The organism is Nocardia sp. NPDC059236 (assembly GCF_042754085.1).
Classification (GTDB): domain Bacteria; phylum Actinomycetota; class Actinomycetes; order Mycobacteriales; family Mycobacteriaceae; genus Nocardia.
Window position 1 is genome coordinate 95,984 of record NZ_JBHZAF010000001.1, and the last position, 18,847, is coordinate 114,830.

An 18,847-nucleotide genomic window follows, 5' to 3' on the forward strand; every position below is an offset into this window, starting at 1 on the left:
CGGATACGGCACGGTCGGGAACCAATTCGGACAGCTGCACGCCGCCCAACGTTACCGGTCGCCACCGCGGACGCCGGTAGCGACCACTACCGCAGCGGCGGGTTCTCCGGTCCGTCGCCGTCGGCGTAGCCGGCCTGCTCGGCCAGGAAGCGCTCGAACTCCGCGCCCAGCTCGTCGCCGGTGGGCAGGTCGTTCTCGCTGGCCAGCAGGCTGGACTGGCGTTCCTGGGCGGTGACGAAGCTGTCGTACTGGCGTTCCAGCGCCGCCACCACGGTCTCCACCTCGGAGTTGCCGGCGATCTGCTCGTTGACCTGTTCGCGCACCCGCGCGGCAGCGTCGGTGAGCGCGGCCAGCGGTAGTTCGAGGCCCGCGTTCTCGGCGACGTTCTCCAGCAGCGTCTGCGCGGCCTCCGGGTAGGCGGTCTGGGTCAGGTAGTGCGGCACATGGACCGAGAAACCGACCGACTCGTGCCCGTGCTGGGCCATCCGGAACTCCAGCAGCGAGGACGCGCTGCCCGGCACCTGCAGCTCACCCGGCCAGCGCTGATGATCGCCGATCAGGTCGGAGTCGGAGGCGTGCGCGGTGACGCCGAGGGGGCGGGTGTGCGGAATCGCCATGGGAATCGCGCTCAGACCGATGGTCCGGCGCACGCCCAGCTGCTCGGCGAGCAGGCGTACCGCGGTGACGAACCGCTCCCAGCGCAGGTCCGGTTCCAGCCCGGCCAGCAGCAGGAACGGCGTGCCGGCGGTGTCCTTGAGCGCCCACAGGCTCAGTTCCGGCTCGGTGTAGTCGGAGAAGTGGTCGGTCTTGAAGGTCATCAGCGGCCGCCGCGAGCGGTAGTCGAGCAGCTCGTCCATGTCGAACGAGGCGACCAGTTCGTGCTCGAGGCTTTCCTTCAGATGCGTGGTGGCGAGGCGTACCGCGTGCCCGGCATCGGTGAAGCCCTCGAGACCGTGCACCAGCACCGGACCCGAGCCGTCGGCGGACGACAACTGCGGAGCCGGGAACTCCAGCTCGTACATTCGCGACTCGTAGTCCATCGCGTACTCCTTCCTGCGTGGCCCACTTTCGCGACCAACCCACATTGTCCCTCATGCGCATGACAGGTGTGCACCACCCGCATTGGGTGTGCAACACGCTGGGCCCGGACACGCATTCCCGGCAGTGCGCCGCGCGGCGTGGCATTCGGTGTGACGCGGCGTGGCATTCGGTGTGAACAGCCGATTTTCGGCATAGTGGGCGGAGTGATCGCGCCCTTCCGCACCCCCGCACGCAGCAGCCTCAGGACCGCGCGCACGGTGGGGATCGTGGCGCTGGGCGGGTTGCTCGCCGCATGCGGGACCACGGTTTCGGGCCATCCGATCGCCGCCCGCAATCCGGTGCCGGCGGCCGGCTCCGACACCGGTCTGACCAAACTGCTGCCGGTTCCCTCGCAATTCCCGTCGCGGTACACCGCGATCGTGCTGCCCGCCGAGGCCGCGAGCCAGGCCGCCAATGATCTCGAGGGCTACCTGCCGGGGGCGCAAGTGGATCCGAACACCTGCGCACCGGCCACGCCCACCGCGGGCCCGGCCGTGGCCGTCGGCACCGACGACACCACCCGCGCCACCCTCACCGTGGCGCTCACCCGGTCGGGTCGACCGCTGTCGGCACTGCGAGATCAGTTGCAGCGCTGCGGAACCGTGCGTGTCGGGCACTCCGGCGTCACCTCGGTGGTGACCACGCAGCTGGATCCGCCGCCGCCGGTCGATGCCGATGACTCACTCGCGCTCCGCCGCACGGTCGGCACCGACAAGAGTGCGACCGGTCTCACCAGGACCATGCAGACGCTGGTGGGTCAGATCGGCGATGTGCGAATCGCGGTGACGTACATGACCTCCGGGTCCACCTCCGACAGCGAGGCCCTCGACGCCCTGTTCACCTCCGCGGTGCGCAAGGTTCGCAAGGGCTGAGACCCGAGGGAGCCGACCTCTGCCCATTTCGGCTCCCGGGCCCGATCAGCAGACGGGAAGCGGGGTGGCCGACCCCGACGCGGAACCGCTGCCCGCCGAACCGCTTCCGCCCGAGCCGCTGGCCGAGCCGCTGCCCGCGGAACCGCTGCCGCCGGAGCCGCTGGCCGAGCCGCTGCCTGCGGACCCGCTGCTCGACGAGCCCGGGAACAGCGAGGAAACCGGCGGGCAGGAACCACCCTGGCCGACGACGTAGACGATGGTCGCCTGGGCCAGGCCCTGCCGGACGCCGATGGTGTAGGTGCCGTCGGAGGTCGGATGCCAGGGCATGTTCGCCGCGGCGCCGGCGCCGTACGAGGTCGGGGTGAGGGTGCCGATGACCGCGCCGTTCACCAGGAAGTCGACCGGGCTGAGCTGGTCGGAGCCGGACAGCGAGGCCTGGATGGAGCAGCCGTTGGTGACAGAGCACGTCTTGTCGCTGGTGAGCCCGGCGACATTGATGTTGTCGACCGCCGCCCCGGCCGGGGCGGCCAGTACCGACCCGGCCACGACCGCGAGCGCCGCGGCCGCGCAGGCGCCGGCGGCGGACCGTCGCAGATCCGGGGAGAGCTGATTACTCATGGGTGAATCCTTTCGGCGCGTTGAAGGGGTCGCGCCGGGCGGACTGTAACAGTGGCGGGCCGCTCGATTGAGCGAAATCGCCACTGCTGCAACATGATTCGGTTATCGCATAACAGGGAAGCGGTTACTCGCCGGTTCGGTAGCGCTGCACCAGCTCGGCGCCCAGCCGGGCGAGTTCGGCGCGCACCGACTCCGGCTCGACCACTTCCAGGGCCGCGCCCCAGCCCGCCAGCTGCTGGGCGATCATGAGCGGCGTCGGCGCGGTGATCCGGGCCCGGACCCGCCCGTCGCCGGTCGTGCCGTCCAGAACGCAGTGCCGCCCTTGCTGTTTGCGCAGCACCGGCGCGAGCGCGGCTTGGATCAGCACGGTGGCCGAGAGGGCGGAGCGCTGCCGTTCGACCTCCTCGACCACCTTCGACCAGGCCGTCGACAGGTCGAAATCCTCCGGCCGGCGGGCGATCTCGTCGGTGATCGCCAGGGTGGCGATCCGGTCCACACGGAAGGTCCGCTGCCCGTGTTCGGTTCCGGCCACCAGGTACCAGTTGCCGTCCTTGTCCACCAGGCCCCACGGATCGACCGCCCGCTCGGTCCGCCGCCCGGCTCGGTCGTAGGCGAACCGGATCCGGCGGCGGCGCACCACCGCTCGCTGCAACTCGTCCACCAGCGCGGGCGGTCGCTGGTCCGATTCGCCCCAGCGGGCCGGGTCCACCACGATCGCGCCCGCCGCCGCCTCGGCCTCGGTACGGAAGGGTTGCGGCAGGGCGCGCAACAATTTCCGCAGGGCCGACTTGGTGGCGGGTGTGGCCGTCGCCACCGGGCCCAGCAGCAGGAACAGGGCTTGGGCCTCGGCGGCGGTGAGGCCGCTGAGATCCGTGCGCGCGCCGCCCACCAGGGCCCAGCCGCCGCCGCGTCCGGGCTGCGGGTAGATCGGAATCCCGGCCGTGGACAGGGCCTCCAGGTCCCGGCGCGCGGTGGCCACCGACACCTCCAGCTCGGCCGCGACCTCCGCCGCGGTCACCCGGCCCCGGGTCTGCAGGAACAGCAGGGTGGCCACCAGTCGATCCGCGCGCATATCTGGAATTCTGCCGGGAAAAGTGCTCATTCGGTGAGCACTTTGAGCGCGATGATGGATTCAGATCGAGAACCACCCCCGACCCAGGAGAACGACCATGTTGCGTGGAATGGCCACCGTCAACTACTTCGCCGACGATCTGGAGGCGGCCAAGGACTGGTACAGCGAACTGCTCGGTGTCGCACCGTATTTCACCGTGCCGGGCGGGTACTACGAGTTCCGCATCGGCGACTACCAGGCCGAGCTCGGGATCATCAACAGGAAGTTCGCGCCTTCCCACCCGGATGTCCCGGGCGGCCAGATCGTGAACTGGCATGTCGACGATGTGGCGGCCACCTTCGGTCGGCTGCTCGACATGGGAGCCACCGTCTACGAGCCGATCATCGAACGCGGCGAGGGGACCGGGTTCGTGACCGCCTCGGTGGTGGACCCGTTCGGCAATGTCCTGGGCATCATGTCCAATCCGCACTACCTGGAGATCCTGGGTGAGTCCCGGCCGTGATGAATCGTGCTCGGCATGGCGCGATACTCCTTCCGGCACTGTGTAGGACGCTCCTTCCGGCACTGCGCAGGACAGTGCCGAGGCGGACTTTAACAGCGTGACCGCGCCCGCTCGGTCAAAATGAAACGAATCCATTTCAAGTTCAGGTCCGGCGGTCCGGGCGCACGGTAGCAGCGGGCACCGACAGCTCGTGGCCGTACCCGCCCGGGGCTCGCCGAGTAGTCCACGGCGCGCCGAAACATCCACAGCCTCAGCGAAACCCGAGGTCGGCCGCCCGGGGCGGTCTGCGGCGCGGCGCACTCTCGACGGCATGAACGCACCGAGCGAGCCCACGCCACCCGTCGAGCCCACGCCACCCGTCGAGCCGAAGTCGGCCGTCGAGCCCGAGCCACCCGATCGCCCCGAACCTGCCGCCGATCCTCCCTTCGAAGATCCCGGCGAGCCCGGGGCGCGGCTGCGGGCGCCCGGCGATCTGATCGCGGCCGTCCCGGCCATGCTCGGATTCATGCCCGCACGGTCGCTGGTGGTGACGGTGCTCCGAGCGGATCAGGTGTCGCCGGATATCGCGGCGGTCGAGGTGGTGACCCGGATGGATCTGGACAATCCCGGGCGGAGTGCGATGGGGATGCTGGTCGAACGGGTCGCGGGCATCTGCGTGCGGCACCGGGCCGTCGCGGCGCTCGCCCTCGTCGTCGACGACCGGGCCACGGTGCCGACCCGCAAACACCGGGGCGTGCGGGCGCGCAAGCACCACGATCTCGTTGCGGCGCTGGAACATCGGCTCGATGTCGACGCCGTGCCGCTGGCGGGGGCCTGGGCGGTGCAGGCCATCGGCGCCGAACTGCCGTGGTGGACGGTGTCCGGACCGTGGTCGCGCGGGCTGCAGCCGGATCCGGCGGCCTCGATGGTGACGCTGCGGCATGTGCTGGAGGGCCGGCCGCTGCGCGGTTCCCGGCGGGAGCTGACCGATATCCTCGCCGTCGATCCGGTGGCACGCGATGCCACCGCCGCCGCCCTGGAGGTGGCGGTCGCCGCCGCGGCCCGGCGGCTGGCCCGGGTTGTGCAGCACGGCGATCCGCGCGTGCAGCTGCGGCTCGAGGTGTGCCGGGTGCTGCGCTACCTGGAACGCGTCGAGGCCGGTGCCCGGCTCACACCGGCCGAGGTGGCGGATGTGGCCGTGGCCCTGCGAGATTCGGCGCTGCGCGACATCATGTTCGGGCTCGCCCCGGGCCCGCGCGCCGACGGTGCGGAGGCGTTGTGGCTGCAGCTGGCGCGGGCGCTGCCGGATCCGGATCGCGCCGAAGCGGCGGCACTGCTGGGCTATTGCGCCTATGCGCGCGGGGACGGCCCGCTCGCGGGCGTGGCGCTGGACGCCGCGCTGGCCGCCGATCCCAAGCACCGCATGGCGATGCTGCTGGACCTCGGCTTACAGACGGGTCTGCGACCGGAGCGGCTGGGCCGCCTCGCGGACTCCGGCCGGGAGGCGGCGGCCGAACTCGGCATCCACCTCGGGCCGGAGCCGCGATGACACTGCGGCCGGCGCGACGGACTCAGCGCGCGCTGTGCGCGCGGTCACCCAGCGAGCGCAGGAAATCCCAGGCGTCGGAGACGATCTCGTCGAGATCGGTGTGCTCGGGCCGCCAGCCGAGTTCGGCGATGGCCTTGGCGCTGGAGGCGATCAGCACGGCGGGGTCACCGGCACGGCGCGGCGCGTCCACCGAATTGATCGGCAGGCCCGTCACCCGCGCGCACGCCGAAATGACCTCGCGCACCGAGAAACCGGTGCCGCTGCCCAGGTTGAAGATGCGGTGCACGCCCGGCTGCGACTGCGCCAGCGCCCGCAGGTGCGCCTGCGCCAGATCGCGAATGTGGATGTAGTCGCGCACCGCGGTGCCGTCCGGCGTCGGGTAGTCGGTGCCGAACACCGAGATCGACTCACGATGACCCAGTGCGGTCTGCAACACCAGGGGGATGAGATGGGTTTCCACCACACGGTTCTCGCCGAGCCCGGCGTACGCGCCGGCCACATTGAAGTAGCGCAGGCTGGTCGCGGCCAGACCGTGCGCCGCCGCGTACGAGGTGATGGCGTAGTCGATGGACAGCTTCGACGCGCCGTAGGGGTTGGTCGGCTGCTTGGGTGCGTCCTCGACGATCGGCACCTGCTCCGGCTCGCCGTACACGGCCGCGGTGGAGGAGAACACCAGCCGCGGGGTGCCCGCGTCGCGCATCGCCTCGAGCAGCGCGAGGGTCTTCACCACATTGCCGTGCCAGTACTTCTCCGGCGCCACCACCGATTCGCCGACCAGCGACTGGGCCGCGAAATGCAGCACGCCGTCGAAGGATTCGGCCGCGATGAGCTCGGCGCCCGCAGTGGCGATATCGCCCTCGACGAACTTGGCCCCGGCCGGGACGCCGTCGGCATTGCCGGTGGACAGATCGTCGACGACCACGACCTCGTGGCCGTCCTCGAGCAGAACCTGCGCGCAGACGCCACCGACGTAGCCGGCGCCTCCGGTAACCAGAAGCTTCACGTATCAGACCAACTTCACTTGGACGGCGTGCGCCATCTCGTCGGACAGTTCGAATCCCTCATGGCCGGGCACCGAGATGATCACCGCACCCGGTTTGGTCTCCACGGTCACGCGGGCATCGGGCACCACGCCCGCCTCCCGGAGCTGATTGATGGTCTCCGGATCGGTCTGGATGTGCTCCGAGAGCCGGCGCACCACCACGGCCTGCGCCTGCCCGGTCGGCAGATCGCTGAGCCGGACCAGCTTCTCGTCGGCGGAGGCATTGGCCTGCAGGCCCAGTTCGTCCAGACCAGGAATGGGATTGCCGTAGGGGGAAGTGGTGGGGTGGTTGAGCACCTCGACCAGGCGGCGCTCGACCTCCTCGCTCATCACGTGCTCCCAGCGGCACGCCTCGGCGTGCACGTTCTCCCACTCCAGCCCGATGATGTCGACCAGCAATCGCTCGGCGAGCCGGTGCTTGCGCATCACGGCGACCGCCATGGCGCGGCCCTTCTCGGTCAGTTCGAGGTGGCGATCACCGGCGACGGTCAGCAGGCCGTCGCGCTCCATCCGCGCGACCGTCTGGCTCACCGTCGGGCCGCTCTGCTCGAGACGTTCGGCGATGCGCGCGCGCAGCGGCGTGACACCCTCCTCCTCGAGGTCGTAGATGGTACGGAGATACATCTCCGTGGTGTCGACCAGATCCTTCACCTGTTAAACCCCTTCGTCGGCACGAATTCTACCCATGCACGGCGGCTGCACCGGGCGACAGCTTATTTCGCGAACTCATTGTCAACACCCAGGACGGGCAGCGTGTTCCCTGCGGGTTCTCCGTGCGCACACAGCGTCGTCGATACCCTGCCATCCCGGTACGACAGCATTGCGGTGTCCAAAGCCTACGAACTCGTGCGACGCATTAGCGTGGCAGGTATGCCTGGCCGAGTTCGTGGTGACGGAACCCCCATTGGCGATGGAACCGTTGCCGGCGATGGAACCATCGTCTGGTCCGATCGGTTCCTCGATTACACCTGGACCCCGGAGCATCCCATGCGGCCGGTGCGGCTGCAGTTCACCATGGCGCTCGCCGAGGGGCTCGGACTGCTCGACGGAGTGGAGCGGATCACACCCGGGGCGGCCGCGGAATCGGAACTGCTGCGGGTGCACACCCACGATTACATCGAGGCGGTCAATCACGCTCAGCAACCTCCCGGACCCGCTCCGACCGCACCGCCCTACGGACTCGGCTCGGCCGACAACCCGGTCTTCCCGCACATGCACGAGGCGGCGTCGGTGATCGTGGGCGGCACCCTGGCCGCGGCGCAGGAGATCGCGGCCGGGCGCACCCGGCGGGCGGTGAGCATCGGTGGTGGTATGCATCACGCCATGCCGGCCTCGGCAGCGGGGTTCTGTGTGTACAACGATGTAGCGGTGGCGATTTCGTGGTTGCTGGACAACGGGTTCGACCGCATCGCCTATGTCGATGTGGATGTGCACCACGGTGACGGTGTGCAGCGGGTGTACTACGGCGACCCGCGCGTGCTGACCATTTCGGTGCATCAGCACCCGGCGACGCTGTGGCCCAACACTGGATGGCCGGAGGAGACGGGCTCGGGTCCGGCCGAGGGGACAGCCATCAATCTGCCCATCATGCCCGGCACCCGGGACCCGTTGTGGCTGCGCGGTTTCCATGCCGTGGTGCCGGGTGCGCTGGCGGCGTTCCGGCCGCAGATCGTGATCAGCCAGTGCGGGGTCGACACCCATCGCGAGGATCCGCTGGCGGATCTGGAACTCACGGTGGACGGTCAGCGCGCGGCCTTCATCGCCATGCGCGATCTGGCCGACCGGTATGCCGAGGGCCGCTGGCTGGCGGTCGGCGGCGGCGGGTATGGGCTGATCCGGGTGGTGCCCCGGGCCTGGACCCATCTGCTGGCAACAGCTCTGGACCGCACCATCGATCCCGCCACCCCGACGCCGCCGCAGTGGCGTGAGCAGGTGGGCGCCTACGCGCCCATGGTCGCCGTGCCCGAGAGCATGGGCGACGGCGCGGATATCGGCTTCGCACCCTGGGACGGTCCCGGGGGCGGCCGCGACACCGGCGACGAGCGCGCCGACCGCGCCCGCCGGGCTCTCGACATATCCGTATTGGCTACGCGCCGGGCGAGTTTCGGCCTGCTCGGCCTGGATCCGGAGGATCCCCGTGACTGACTCCGCCGCCCCGCCCCTGCCCTCGGACACGCCCGGCACACCCGTGAATCCGCCTCCGCCGCCGGAGCATTGGTTCGCCGACGTGCTGGCCTCCGACGGTGGCGTGGTGGGATTGCGGCCGATCACCCCCGACGACGCGGAGGCGCTGGAGCGTTTCCACGAGGGGTTGTCGGACCGCACCCGGTATCTGCGGTACTTCGGTCCGTATCCGCGCATGACGCCGAAGGATCTGTACCGGACCACGCACGTCGACTATCGGGACCGGGTCGGGCTGGTGACCGAGCTCGGCGACGAGATCATCGCGGTGGGCCGCTACGAGTACCTGGCCGATCGGCCGGGACCCCGGGCGGCCGAGGTGGCCTTCGTGGTCGCCGACGGCCATCAGGGGCGTGGGCTGGGTTCGATCCTGCTCGAGCATCTGGCGGGCGCGGCGGCCGAGAACGATTTCGAGACCTTCGTGGCCGAGGTGCTGGCCGAGAACAATGCCATGGTGCAGGTGTTCCGGGACGCCGGATATCAGGTGCAGCGCAGCCGCGACGGGTCGGTGCTGCATCTGGAGTTCGCCATCGACCCCACCGAGGCGCTGCTGTCGGTGCGGGATTCGCGGGAGCGGGCCTCGGAGGCGCGCAGTGTCGGGAACCTGTTGTCGCCCAAGTCCATCGCGGTGATCGGGGCCACGCCGTCGACCAGCCGGGTGGGTGGCGCGGTGCTGGCCAACCTGCTGTCGGGGGGCTATCAGGGGCCGGTGTTCCCGGTGAACCGCAATCGCACGGCCGTGCGCGGGGTGCGGGCGTATCCGACGGTGCGCGACATTCCCGACGAGGTCGATCTGGCGGTGATCGCGGTGCCCGCCACCGAGATCGGGTCGGTGCTCGACGATTGCATGGCCAAGGGCGTCAAGGGTCTGGTGGTGCTGACCGCCGGATTCTCCGAGACCGGTCCGTACGGCTATCAGGCCGAGCGGGAGCTGGTCGACGCCGCGCGGGCGCACGGTATGCGGGTGGTGGGGCCGAGCGCGCTCGGTATCGCCAATACCGATCCGCGGATCGCGCTGAACGCCACCCTCGCACCGGTGCTGCCCGGGCGCGGGCGCGTCGGATTCTTCTGCCAGTCCGGACCATTGGGCGCGGCTATTCTCGGTGAGGCGGCGGCGCGGCAGCTGGGACTGTCCACCTTCGTCTCCGCCGGCAACCGCGCCGACGTCTCCGGCAACGACCTGCTCCAGTACTGGGACAGCGATCCGGACACCGATGTGGTGCTGCTGTACCTGGAGACCTTCGGCAATCCGCGCAAGTTCTCCCGCATCGCGCGGCGGGTCGCGCACACCAAACCCATTGTGGCCGTGAACAGCGGCCGCAATGCCGCGCGGGTGGAGGGGGACCGGGACCTGGACCGGTCGCTGGTGCGCAATCTGTTCGCGCAGGCCGGGATCATCCAGGTCGATTCCATCACCGAGCTTTTCGACTGCGCCATGCTGCTGGCCTATCAGCCGCTGCCCGCCGGGCCGCGCCTGGCGGTGATCGGCAACAGCGCCGCGCTGAGCTGGCTGGCGGTCGACGCGGCGCGGGGGGAGGGACTCGAGGTCGATGAGCCCACCGACCTCGGGCCGCAGGCGAGTCCGGCGGACTACCTGACCGCCGTCGCCGCGGCGGTCACCGACCGGGCCGTGGACGCGGTCATCGTCATCTATTCGCCGCCGGTGCCGGCGGCGGTCGCCTCCTTCGCCGAGGCCATTCGCTCCGGCGCCCAATCCGATCCGGCCACACCGGTTCTCACCACCTTCGTCGCCGATCAGGGCATGCCCAACCTGCTCGCCATGCGCGGGCTGGGCGGAATTCTCGAGCGCGGTTCCATTCCCTCCTACGGGGATCCGGAACGGGCCGCGCGGGCGCTGGCCCGGGCGCGCCGTTACGCCGACTGGCGTACCCGACCGCTGTCGCCGGTCGTCCGTCCGGGCGGTGTCGATACCGCGCGGGCACGGGAACTGGTGGCGGAGTGGATGAACGCGGACTCGGCGCACTGGCTCACCGACCTGCAGGCCGCGGAACTGCTGGGCTGCTACGGAATTCGCGTGGTGGAGTTCCGCGAGGTGCTCGACGCCGACGCCGCGGTGCACGCGGCCGAGGAGCTGGGTTTTCCGGTGGCGGCCAAGGCGACCGGCGAAATGTGGCGCAATCGGCCGGATCTCACCGGGGTGCGGCTGGATCTGTGGCGCCCGGACGCGGTGCGGCGCGCGTTCACCGACCTGAGCGAGATCTCGGGCAATCCGGTGCACATTCAGCGCATGGCGACCAAGGGCGTGGGCTGCACCTTCCGGGTGCAGGACGACCCGTCGTTCGGTTCGGTCATCAGTTTCGGGCTCTCCGGCACCATCATCGATCTGCTCGGCGACCGCGTCTACCGGGCGCTGCCGCTGACCGAGGCGGAGTCGGCCGAACTCATCGACGCGCCCCGCGCCGCCCCGCTGCTGTCGGGCACCGTTGGCGGCCGCGATATCGGCAAACCGGTGGACAAGGGCGCGCTGGCCGAACTGGCGCAACGGATCTCGGCGCTGTGCGACGACCTGCCGGAGGTGCGGGAGCTGCAGTGCGAACCGGTACTGGCCTCGCCGGAGGGCGCGGCCGTGCTGTACGGACGGGTGCGGATCGGGCCGGAACCCAACAGGTTCGACATCGGTCCGCGCCGGATGGGTTGAGCAGCCGCCCCGAGCGGCCCGGGACACCAGAAGCAGTGCTTCGGAGAGGTGAACGTAGTGCAGGCAAACCAGATCGAGACAGCGACCGCGCCACTGCGCGACGACATCCGGTTCCTCGGCGGGATCCTCGGTGACACCATTCGCGACCACGAGGGTGCGGAGATCTTCGACCTGATCGAGCGGGTCCGGGTGGAGGCCTTCCGGATTCGCCGCTCCGAGGTGGAGCGCAGCGCGGTGGCCGACATGCTGCGCGATGTCGACATCCGCACCGCCATCCCGGTGATCCGCGCCTTCAGCCACTTCCTGCTGCTGGCCAATCTGGCCGAGGACCTGCAGCGGGATCGGCGGCGCGCGGTGCACGTGGCGGCGGGGGAGCCGCCCCAGGAATCCAGCCTGGACGCCACCTACCGCAAGCTCGACGCCGCCGGACCGGACGGGGACGTGGTGGCCGACCTGCTCGCCGACGCCCTGGTGTCGCCGGTCATCACCGCGCATCCGACCGAGACCCGGCGCCGCACCATCTTCGATGTGCAGGCCCGGATCACCGAGCTCATGCGGCAGCGGCAGCGCTACAACAAATACGAGCCGGAGTTCGCCGAGCTCGAGGTCGACATCCGCCGGCAGGTGCTGCAGCTGTGGCGGGCGGCGCTGATCCGGCTGGCGCGCCTGCGGATTCAGGACGAGATCGAGGTCGGGCTGCGCTACTACGACCTGACGCTGTTCGATGTCATCCCGCGCATCAACGATCAGGTGCGGGCCGCGCTGCGATCGCGGTGGCCCGGACACGAACTGCTGGCGCGCCCGATCCTGCGGCCCGGCTCGTGGATCGGCGGCGATCGCGACGGCAATCCCTTCGTCACCGCCGACGTGGTGCAGCGGGCCACCCACCGCGCGGGTGCCGTCGCCTTCGACCGGTACCTGAAATCGTTGCTGGAACTGGAGAAGACGCTGTCGCAGTCGGCGCGACTGGTGCCGGTGACCCCGGAGCTGTCGGCCCTCGCCGACGCCGGATTCGACGATTCACCGCAGCGCGCCGACGAGCCGTACCGCCGTGCCCTTCGCGGTATCCGTGCGCGGCTGAGCGCCACCGCGTGCCGGGCGCTGGGGGAGATCCCCACGGACGGTATCGATGTCGGCGCGCAACCGTACGCCGGGCCCGCCGAGCTGCTGGCCGATCTGGGCGTGGTCGACGCGTCCATGCGCGCATCCGGCGACGGGCTGCTGGCCGATGACCAGCTGGCCGCGCTGCGGGCCGCGGTGCAGACCTTCGGGTTTCATCTGCAGGGCCTGGACATGCGCCAGAATTCCGAAACCCACGAGCAGGTCGTGGCCGAGCTGTTCGCCTGGGCCGGAGTGCATTCCGACTACGCCTCCCTCGACGAGGCGCGGCGGGTCGAGCTGTTGTCCGCCGAATTGACCACGCGCCGGCCGCTGGTCGGGCCGAACGCGGCGCTGAGCGAGCTCGCTGCCAAGGAACTCGGAGTGGTCCGCGCCGCCAAGGCCGCGCTCGACGATCTGGGCCCGGACACCGTGCCCAACTACATCATCAGCATGTGCACCTCGGTGAGCGACATGCTCGAGGCCGCCCTGCTCCTGAAGGAGGCGGGCATTCTCGATCCGGGCGACGCGGACACGCCGCCGTCCAGTCCGGTCGGGGTGGTGCCGCTGTTCGAGACCATCGACGACCTGCGCGACGGCGCCGAAATCCTCGGCGCCGCACTGGAAGTGCCCGCCTATCAGCGGCTGGTGGCCGCGCGCGGCATGCAGCAGGAGGTCATGCTCGGCTACTCCGACTCCAACAAGGACGGCGGGTATCTGGCCGCCAACTGGGCGCTGTATCGCGCCGAGCTGAACCTGGTGGAGGTGGCCCGCAAGACCGGAATCCGCCTGCGGCTCTTCCATGGTCGCGGCGGCACAGTCGGCCGCGGCGGCGGCCGCAGCTACGACGCCATCCTGGCCCAGCCCGCAGGTGCGGTGCGCGGTGCGCTGCGCCTGACCGAGCAGGGCGAGGTCATCTCCACCAAGTACGCCGATCCCGGCACCGCCTACCGCAATCTGGAGGCGCTCGTCGCGGGCACCCTGGAGTCCACCCTGCTCGATGTCGAGGGCCTGGGCGCGGATGCCGAACCCGCCTACGAAATGCTGGACGAGTTGGCCGAATCGGCCCGCGCGGCGTACTCGAAGCTGGTTCACGAGACCCCCGGCTTCGTCGACTACTTCCGGGCCTCCACCCCGATCGCGGAGGTCGCCGACCTGAACCTGGGCAGCCGACCCGCCTCCCGCAAGCCCACCAACTCCGTCTACGACCTGCGCGCCATCCCGTGGGTCATGGCCTGGAGCCAGTCCCGCGTCATGCTCCCCGGCTGGTACGGCACCGGCACCGCGTTCGAGCAGTGGATCGGCGACGACCCGGCCCGCCTGGCCGCCCTCTCCGACCTCTACCGCCGCTGGCCGTTCTTCCGCACCGTCCTCTCCAACCTGGCCCAGGTGATGGCCAAGGCGGACATGGACATCGCCGCCTCCTACGCCGGCCTGGTCCCCGATAAAACCCTGCGCGACACCGTCTTCCACATGATCTGCGACGAGTTCACCCGTACCGCCCGGATGCACGCCGCCATCACCGGCACCGACGAACTCCTCGCCGACAACCCGGCCCTGGCCGAGTCCATCCACAACCGGTTCCCGTACCTCGAACCCCTCAACCAGCTCCAGGTCGAACTGCTACGCCGCCGCCGGGCCGGCGACACTTCCGAACTGGTCGAGCGCGGCATCCTGCTCACCATGAACGGCCTGGCCACCGCACTCCGCAACTCCGGTTAGCCGCACTCGGCCCCGACTCCCTCGGCCACGGGTTGCGGCGGTGGTGGCGGCGGCATCGGCACCGGCAGTCTCGGGTTCTGAGTTCCGTCGTTTCGTTTCGATGGCCACGGTGTTCGACTCCGTGGCCATCTTTCGGTCAATTGGGTAGGGGAAATCCTACGGTTGACGGGTAGGTGGTTTCCTACCTATCGTGTGGTCATGCCGTACCGCTTGAAGTCCGGGACCGCCGATCGGGTGTTCGGGGCGCTGGCCAATCCCACCCGCCGCGACATTCTCGAGCTGCTGCTCGAGGGGGAACAGTCGGTGCAGGTGATCGCGGAGCGCTTCGATATGGCGCGGCCCAGTGTGTCGGAGCATTTGAAGGTGCTGCGGGATGCGGGGCTGGTGGCCGAGGACAAGCGCGGCAGGCAGCGGTTCTACCGGGTGGAACCCGAACCGTTGCACGACTTGCAGTCCTGGCTCGATCCGTTCGAACGGTTCTGGCGGGCCCGGCTGCGCGACCTGGGCGCGGTGCTGGATGCCATGCCCGACGATCCCGAGGAGAAGGACCGATGATGACCGACGACATCACCACGATCGAACTCGATCACTACTACCCGCATCCGCCGGAGAAGGTGTGGCGCGCGCTCACCACGCCGGAACTCATGGGGCAGTGGATGATGCGGCCCATCGGTTTCGAGCCGGTGGTGGGCACGGTCTTCGAGATGAGGACCCAGCCCATGCCCGGCCAGAACTTCTCCGGCGAGATTCGCGGCGAGGTGCTGGAAGTCGTTGCGCCGCGACTGCTCAGCGTCAGCTGGAACGACGCGCAGTCCGATCGGGACAATGGCTGGGTGATCAGCTGGACCCTGCGGCCGGAGGGGCACGGCACCCGAATCCTGTTCAGCCACCGTGGTTTCGATCCGGAGGATCCGGTCATGCAGCGGGCGCGCAGCATCATGGGCGGCGGCTGGAAGGGCATGCTGGACCGGCTCGTATCCGTCCTCGCGGACGCCTAGCCGGTCCAGCACCATCCAGCTGTCCGAGACCGGCTGGGACGCGGTCGTCAGGCCGTGAAGGCGGACGCGTGGTCGCGCACCCACTCGGCGTAGGTGCGGGGGGCGCGGCCGAGCACCTGCTCGAGATCGCCGGTGACCACGGCGTTCCCGCCGTCCCGGACGAACCCCTGCGCGACCATCGAGGCGTCGGCGAACTCCTCGGACAGGCCGGAATCCAGCATGTATCCGCGGGCGATATCGAGCGGCAGGTCGGCGACCTCGACCGGGCGGCCGAGCTCGGTGGCGAGGATGGCCGCCTGATCGCGGACGGTCAGCGTCTCTGGGCCGGTGAGGGTATAGACCTGGCCCGAATGCGCGTCGGACAGCAGCGCCTCCACCGCCACCGCGGCTACGTCGCGCGGATCGACCACGCCCTGCGCACCCGCCCCGGCCGTATTGGGCACCGGCTTCCCGGCCCGGACCATGTCCGCCCAGCGCAGCGTGTTGGACGCGAAACTGCTGGGCCGCAGGATGGTCCACGCCCGGCCGCTGTCCCGCACGGCCTGCTCGCCCGGGACGTGCCACGTGCTGATCACCCCGACCGCGGGATCGCCGGTACCGATGGCCGAGAGCTTCACCAACCGCCGCACCCCGGCGTCCCGGGCGGTCTCGGCGAGCCGCTTGTCGAGTTCGACATACTCCGGCCCGAGCTGGCCGACCAGGAACGCCGACTCGGCGCCGTCGAAGGCCGCGGCCATGGAAGCGGTGTCGCCGTAGTCGCCGCGCACCACCTCGACCCCGTCCGGAAACTGTGTGCTCTCCGGATTCCGGGTCACCGCGCGCACTTTCACCCCGCGCGCCGCCAGCTGCCGGACGACTTCACTTCCGATGGTGCCCGTGGCACCGGTGATAACGATCATGGGAATCACCCTGCCGACCCACCCCCGTCCGGCTATAGGAAAAACCGGCACACCCGCGACCGCCGAAGCTGCCTAGAGTTGATCGGGTGACCACTGCGCAAACCCTGGCTCCCGTCGTGACCGCCGAGGATCTCGAACGCCGCCTGACCCCACCTGCCGCGCTGCGTCCGTGGATCACCGAGATCGCCCACATTCCGACCGTCCACCCCGGGTCCGCCGCCTTCACCCACATTCCCCAGGCGGTCACCTCGATCGTGCTGCGCACCGAGGAATCCGGCCGCCGGGACGCGTGGGTGCTGGGCCCGCGCACCCGCGCCACCTACTCCAGCCCGGACACGGCCGCGGGCTGCACCCGAATCCGCCTGGCTCCCGGTGCGTCCCAGTCCCTGCTGGGCATCGCGGCCGCCGAGTTGACCGACCGGATCGCCGTGCTGTCGGACCTGCCCGGCCCGGTCGCCGATCTGGCCGACCGGCTGCTCGAGCTCGATCCCGACGAGGTCGCCCCCTTCCTGGAAGCCGTGCTCCCGCACCGCCTCTCGGAGGATTCGGTTCGCCGTGACCACCGCCGGCTGCTGGATTCGGCGGTCGCCGCCATGGACACCGCCGGCCCGGTCACCGCACTGGCCGCGGACCTGGCCGTCTCCGAACGCCAGCTGCGCAATCTGTTCGCTGCCGGAATCGGCGTGTCGCCCAAGCACTATGCCCGCATCACCCGGGTTCGTCAGGTCCTGGCCGCAGCGGGCAATACGCCGTGGTCACACGTGGCCACGGCCTCCGGCTACTACGACCAATCCCATATGACCGCCGATTTCCGCTCCCTCATGGGCGTTCCGCCCACCGCCTACTTCCGCGGCGACATCCCGGCCCCCAGCCCCTGCCAATCCCTGACCCGGCTCTGAGCCCTGGGCTGCAGGGGAAGCCGTTGCCCGGCAACCGCACTCGCATCGGAGGACTCGGGGCATGGAAACGCCGACCGACTCTGCGCGCCCGGAGGGGACGTTCGGGCAGCGGAATCGGCCGGCGGGATCGGGCCAGCGCCTCGAAAGTGGCCCGACGATCAATGGTGCGGAGCCGGGTAGGGGGACCGGCTCCACGGGTGTGAACTAGCTGGCGTAGGCGCGCAGGCGGTCGGCGCGCTCGCCCTTGCGGAGCTTGGACATGACCTCGCGCTCGATCTGGCGGACGCGCTCGCGGGACAGGCCGAAGAGCTTGCCGATCTGGTCGAGGGTGCGCGGCTGGCCGTCGTCGAGGCCGTAGCGCAGGCGGATGACCTGCTGTTCGCGCTCGTCGAGGGTGGCCAGCACGCTGCGCACGTCGCGGTGCAGCAGACCGGCGATGACGGCGCTCTCGGCGGAGGTGGCCTCGGAGTCCTCGATGAAGTCGCCCAGCGGGGCCTCTTCGTCATTGCCGACCGGCATGTCCAGGGATACCGGGTCGCGGCTGTGGTCGAGCAGGTCGGCGATCTTGTCGACCGGGATGCCCGATTCGTTGGCCAGTTCCGCGTCGGTGGCCTCCCGCCCGAGCTGCTGGTGCAACTCCCGCTTGATGCGGGCCAGCTTGTTCACCTGCTCGACCAGGTGGACGGGGAGACGGATGGTGCGGGACTGGTCGGCCATGCCGCGGGTGATGGCCTGACGGATCCACCAGGTGGCGTAGGTCGAGAACTTGAAGCCCTTGGTGTAATCGAACTTCTCCATGGCGCGGATGAGACCCAGGTTGCCCTCCTGGATCAGGTCCAGCAGCGGCATTCCACGACCTGTGTAGCGCTTGGCGAGGGAGACCACGAGGCGGAGGTTCGCTTCCAGCAGGTGCTGGCGGGCAGCCTGACCCTCGCGAACCAGGATCGCCAGATCCTTCTTCTTCGCGGCGGACAGACGCTTGCTCGTCTCCAGCAGGTGCTGAGCGTAGAGGCCCGCCTCGATGCGCTTGGCCAGCTCGACCTCGTCGGCCGCCGTCAGCAGCGCCGTCTTACCGATCCCGTTCAGGTACACACGTACCAGGTCGGCGGCGGGGCTCTGGGCGTCGAGGTCTTGTTCGCTGGTGCGCACGTCAGTGGTGGCGGGGCTTGTCATGACTTGCCTCCTGTCGGTGGTGTCTCGCTCCGTTCAACGGACCCGACTTCAGGAAAGTTCCCCGCCAGACCACCGGTAAACCGCGCCTGATCTGCGGTTTTTACGGCGCACGGCTGAGAAGTTCCTGAGAAGCGCGCATCGCCGGGAACACGCGCCACCGGCGGACGACCCTCGGTGACCGGGTGGTTGCCCACCGCCGCGCCCGAACTTCCTGACGCGACAAGCGAATACGTGTGTACGGGCCTTGCCCGGACGTCGTGCTTCGAGCACGTACTTGAACGAATCGCGGCTCGGGCGCATTCCCGCGCCCGCCCGTATCGGTATCTGGGCGACACGTGATCGTGACGGACCTCACCGCCCGTCAGCGGCGGTTTCCAGCGGAAATACCGACGGCCGCCGGGCCCGGCCCCGCGGCCGGCGGCGGGGGGGCGCCGCCCGCCCCCCGGGGGCACGAGACCCGGCCCGGCCCCTCCCGCCCCCCCCGGCAAAGCCCCGCGCGCGCAG

Annotated in this window: 16 protein-coding genes; 9 read left to right on the top strand and 7 right to left on the bottom strand. The window is 70.0% G+C overall.

Translation table 11 applies throughout. The features are described 5' to 3' along the window. Nucleotides 1-86 precede the first annotated feature (86 nt). Nucleotides 87-1,040: a PAC2 family protein gene (locus ACFXIV_RS00545; protein WP_354837060.1), complete on the bottom strand. Its 954-nt coding sequence runs from the start codon at nucleotides 1,038-1,040 to the stop codon at nucleotides 87-89. Nucleotides 1,041-1,244: 204 nt separating this feature from the next. Here ACFXIV_RS00545 and ACFXIV_RS00550 point away from each other — a divergent pair, with 204 nt between their 5' ends. After that, a complete protein-coding gene (locus ACFXIV_RS00550) occupies nucleotides 1,245-1,952 on the top strand; it encodes a sensor domain-containing protein (RefSeq protein ID WP_379401578.1) in 708 nt (235 codons plus the stop codon). A gap of 45 nt (nucleotides 1,953-1,997) precedes the next feature. Here the strand turns inward: ACFXIV_RS00550 and ACFXIV_RS00555 are convergent, their stop codons facing one another. Both ACFXIV_RS00555 and ACFXIV_RS00560 read right to left on the bottom strand, forming a co-directional pair. Then, complete coding sequence (locus tag ACFXIV_RS00555) at nucleotides 1,998-2,570, bottom strand: hypothetical protein (protein WP_379401579.1); 573 nt, start codon at nucleotides 2,568-2,570, stop codon at nucleotides 1,998-2,000. Nucleotides 2,571-2,694: 124 nt separating this feature from the next. Next, on the bottom strand, nucleotides 2,695-3,642 hold the full coding sequence (locus tag ACFXIV_RS00560; protein WP_379401580.1) for a helix-turn-helix transcriptional regulator: 948 nt from the start codon (nucleotides 3,640-3,642) through the stop codon (nucleotides 2,695-2,697). Between the two features lie 97 nt (nucleotides 3,643-3,739). Here ACFXIV_RS00560 and ACFXIV_RS00565 point away from each other — a divergent pair, with 97 nt between their 5' ends. Both ACFXIV_RS00565 and ACFXIV_RS00570 read left to right on the top strand, forming a co-directional pair. Next, on the top strand, nucleotides 3,740-4,144 hold the full coding sequence (locus ACFXIV_RS00565) for a VOC family protein (RefSeq protein WP_356998227.1): 405 nt from the start codon (nucleotides 3,740-3,742) through the stop codon (nucleotides 4,142-4,144). A 310-nt stretch (nucleotides 4,145-4,454) separates the two neighbouring features. Beyond that, nucleotides 4,455-5,672: a DUF4192 domain-containing protein gene (locus ACFXIV_RS00570; RefSeq protein ID WP_379401581.1), complete on the top strand. Its 1,218-nt coding sequence runs from the start codon at nucleotides 4,455-4,457 to the stop codon at nucleotides 5,670-5,672. A 22-nt stretch (nucleotides 5,673-5,694) separates the two neighbouring features. Here ACFXIV_RS00570 and galE read toward each other — a convergent pair whose 3' ends face one another. Continuing rightward, entirely contained in the window at nucleotides 5,695-6,675 is a 981-nt protein-coding gene (galE, locus tag ACFXIV_RS00575) for a UDP-glucose 4-epimerase GalE (RefSeq protein ID WP_379401582.1), read from the bottom strand. A gap of 3 nt (nucleotides 6,676-6,678) precedes the next feature. Then, nucleotides 6,679-7,365: an iron dependent repressor, metal binding and dimerization domain protein gene (locus tag ACFXIV_RS00580; protein WP_354837046.1), complete on the bottom strand. Its 687-nt coding sequence runs from the start codon at nucleotides 7,363-7,365 to the stop codon at nucleotides 6,679-6,681. Between the two features lie 219 nt (nucleotides 7,366-7,584). On the opposite strand from ACFXIV_RS00580, the gene ACFXIV_RS00585 reads away from it, so the two are divergent. The 5 genes from ACFXIV_RS00585 (at nucleotide 7,585) to ACFXIV_RS00605 (ending at nucleotide 15,372) form a co-directional block, all read left to right on the top strand. Beyond that, nucleotides 7,585-8,859 (top strand): acetoin utilization protein AcuC, encoded by a 1,275-nt coding sequence (locus ACFXIV_RS00585; RefSeq protein ID WP_379401583.1) that lies wholly within the window; start codon nucleotides 7,585-7,587, stop codon nucleotides 8,857-8,859. Next, nucleotides 8,852-11,554, top strand: a complete 2,703-nt coding sequence (locus ACFXIV_RS00590; RefSeq protein WP_379401584.1) for a GNAT family N-acetyltransferase — start codon at nucleotides 8,852-8,854, stop codon at nucleotides 11,552-11,554. Before ACFXIV_RS00585 ends, ACFXIV_RS00590 begins: the two co-directional genes overlap by 8 nt. A gap of 57 nt (nucleotides 11,555-11,611) precedes the next feature. Then, the gene (gene ppc, locus ACFXIV_RS00595; RefSeq protein WP_379401585.1) at nucleotides 11,612-14,374 is read left to right on the top strand and encodes a phosphoenolpyruvate carboxylase; all 2,763 of its coding nucleotides are present in this window, start codon (nucleotides 11,612-11,614) and stop codon (nucleotides 14,372-14,374) included. Between the two features lie 198 nt (nucleotides 14,375-14,572). Further along, nucleotides 14,573-14,929, top strand: coding sequence for a metalloregulator ArsR/SmtB family transcription factor (locus ACFXIV_RS00600; protein WP_354837038.1), 357 nt, complete (start codon nucleotides 14,573-14,575; stop codon nucleotides 14,927-14,929). Further along, nucleotides 14,929-15,372, top strand: coding sequence for an SRPBCC domain-containing protein (locus ACFXIV_RS00605; RefSeq protein ID WP_379421194.1), 444 nt, complete (start codon nucleotides 14,929-14,931; stop codon nucleotides 15,370-15,372). Before ACFXIV_RS00600 ends, ACFXIV_RS00605 begins: the two co-directional genes overlap by 1 nt. Nucleotides 15,373-15,419: 47 nt before the next feature. On the opposite strand, the gene ACFXIV_RS00610 is transcribed toward ACFXIV_RS00605, so the two are convergent. Next, nucleotides 15,420-16,271 carry an SDR family oxidoreductase gene (locus tag ACFXIV_RS00610; protein WP_379401587.1) on the bottom strand — a complete coding sequence of 284 codons (852 nt, stop codon included), beginning with the start codon at nucleotides 16,269-16,271 and terminating at the stop codon, nucleotides 15,420-15,422. 86 nt (nucleotides 16,272-16,357) lie between these two features. Between ACFXIV_RS00610 and ACFXIV_RS00615 the strand changes: the two genes are divergently transcribed. After that, entirely contained in the window at nucleotides 16,358-17,170 is an 813-nt protein-coding gene (locus ACFXIV_RS00615; RefSeq protein WP_379401588.1) for a helix-turn-helix domain-containing protein, read from the top strand. A 204-nt stretch (nucleotides 17,171-17,374) separates the two neighbouring features. On the opposite strand, the gene ACFXIV_RS00620 is transcribed toward ACFXIV_RS00615, so the two are convergent. Next, nucleotides 17,375-18,343, bottom strand: coding sequence for a sigma-70 family RNA polymerase sigma factor (locus ACFXIV_RS00620; RefSeq protein WP_354837030.1), 969 nt, complete (start codon nucleotides 18,341-18,343; stop codon nucleotides 17,375-17,377). Nucleotides 18,344-18,847 lie beyond the last annotated feature (504 nt).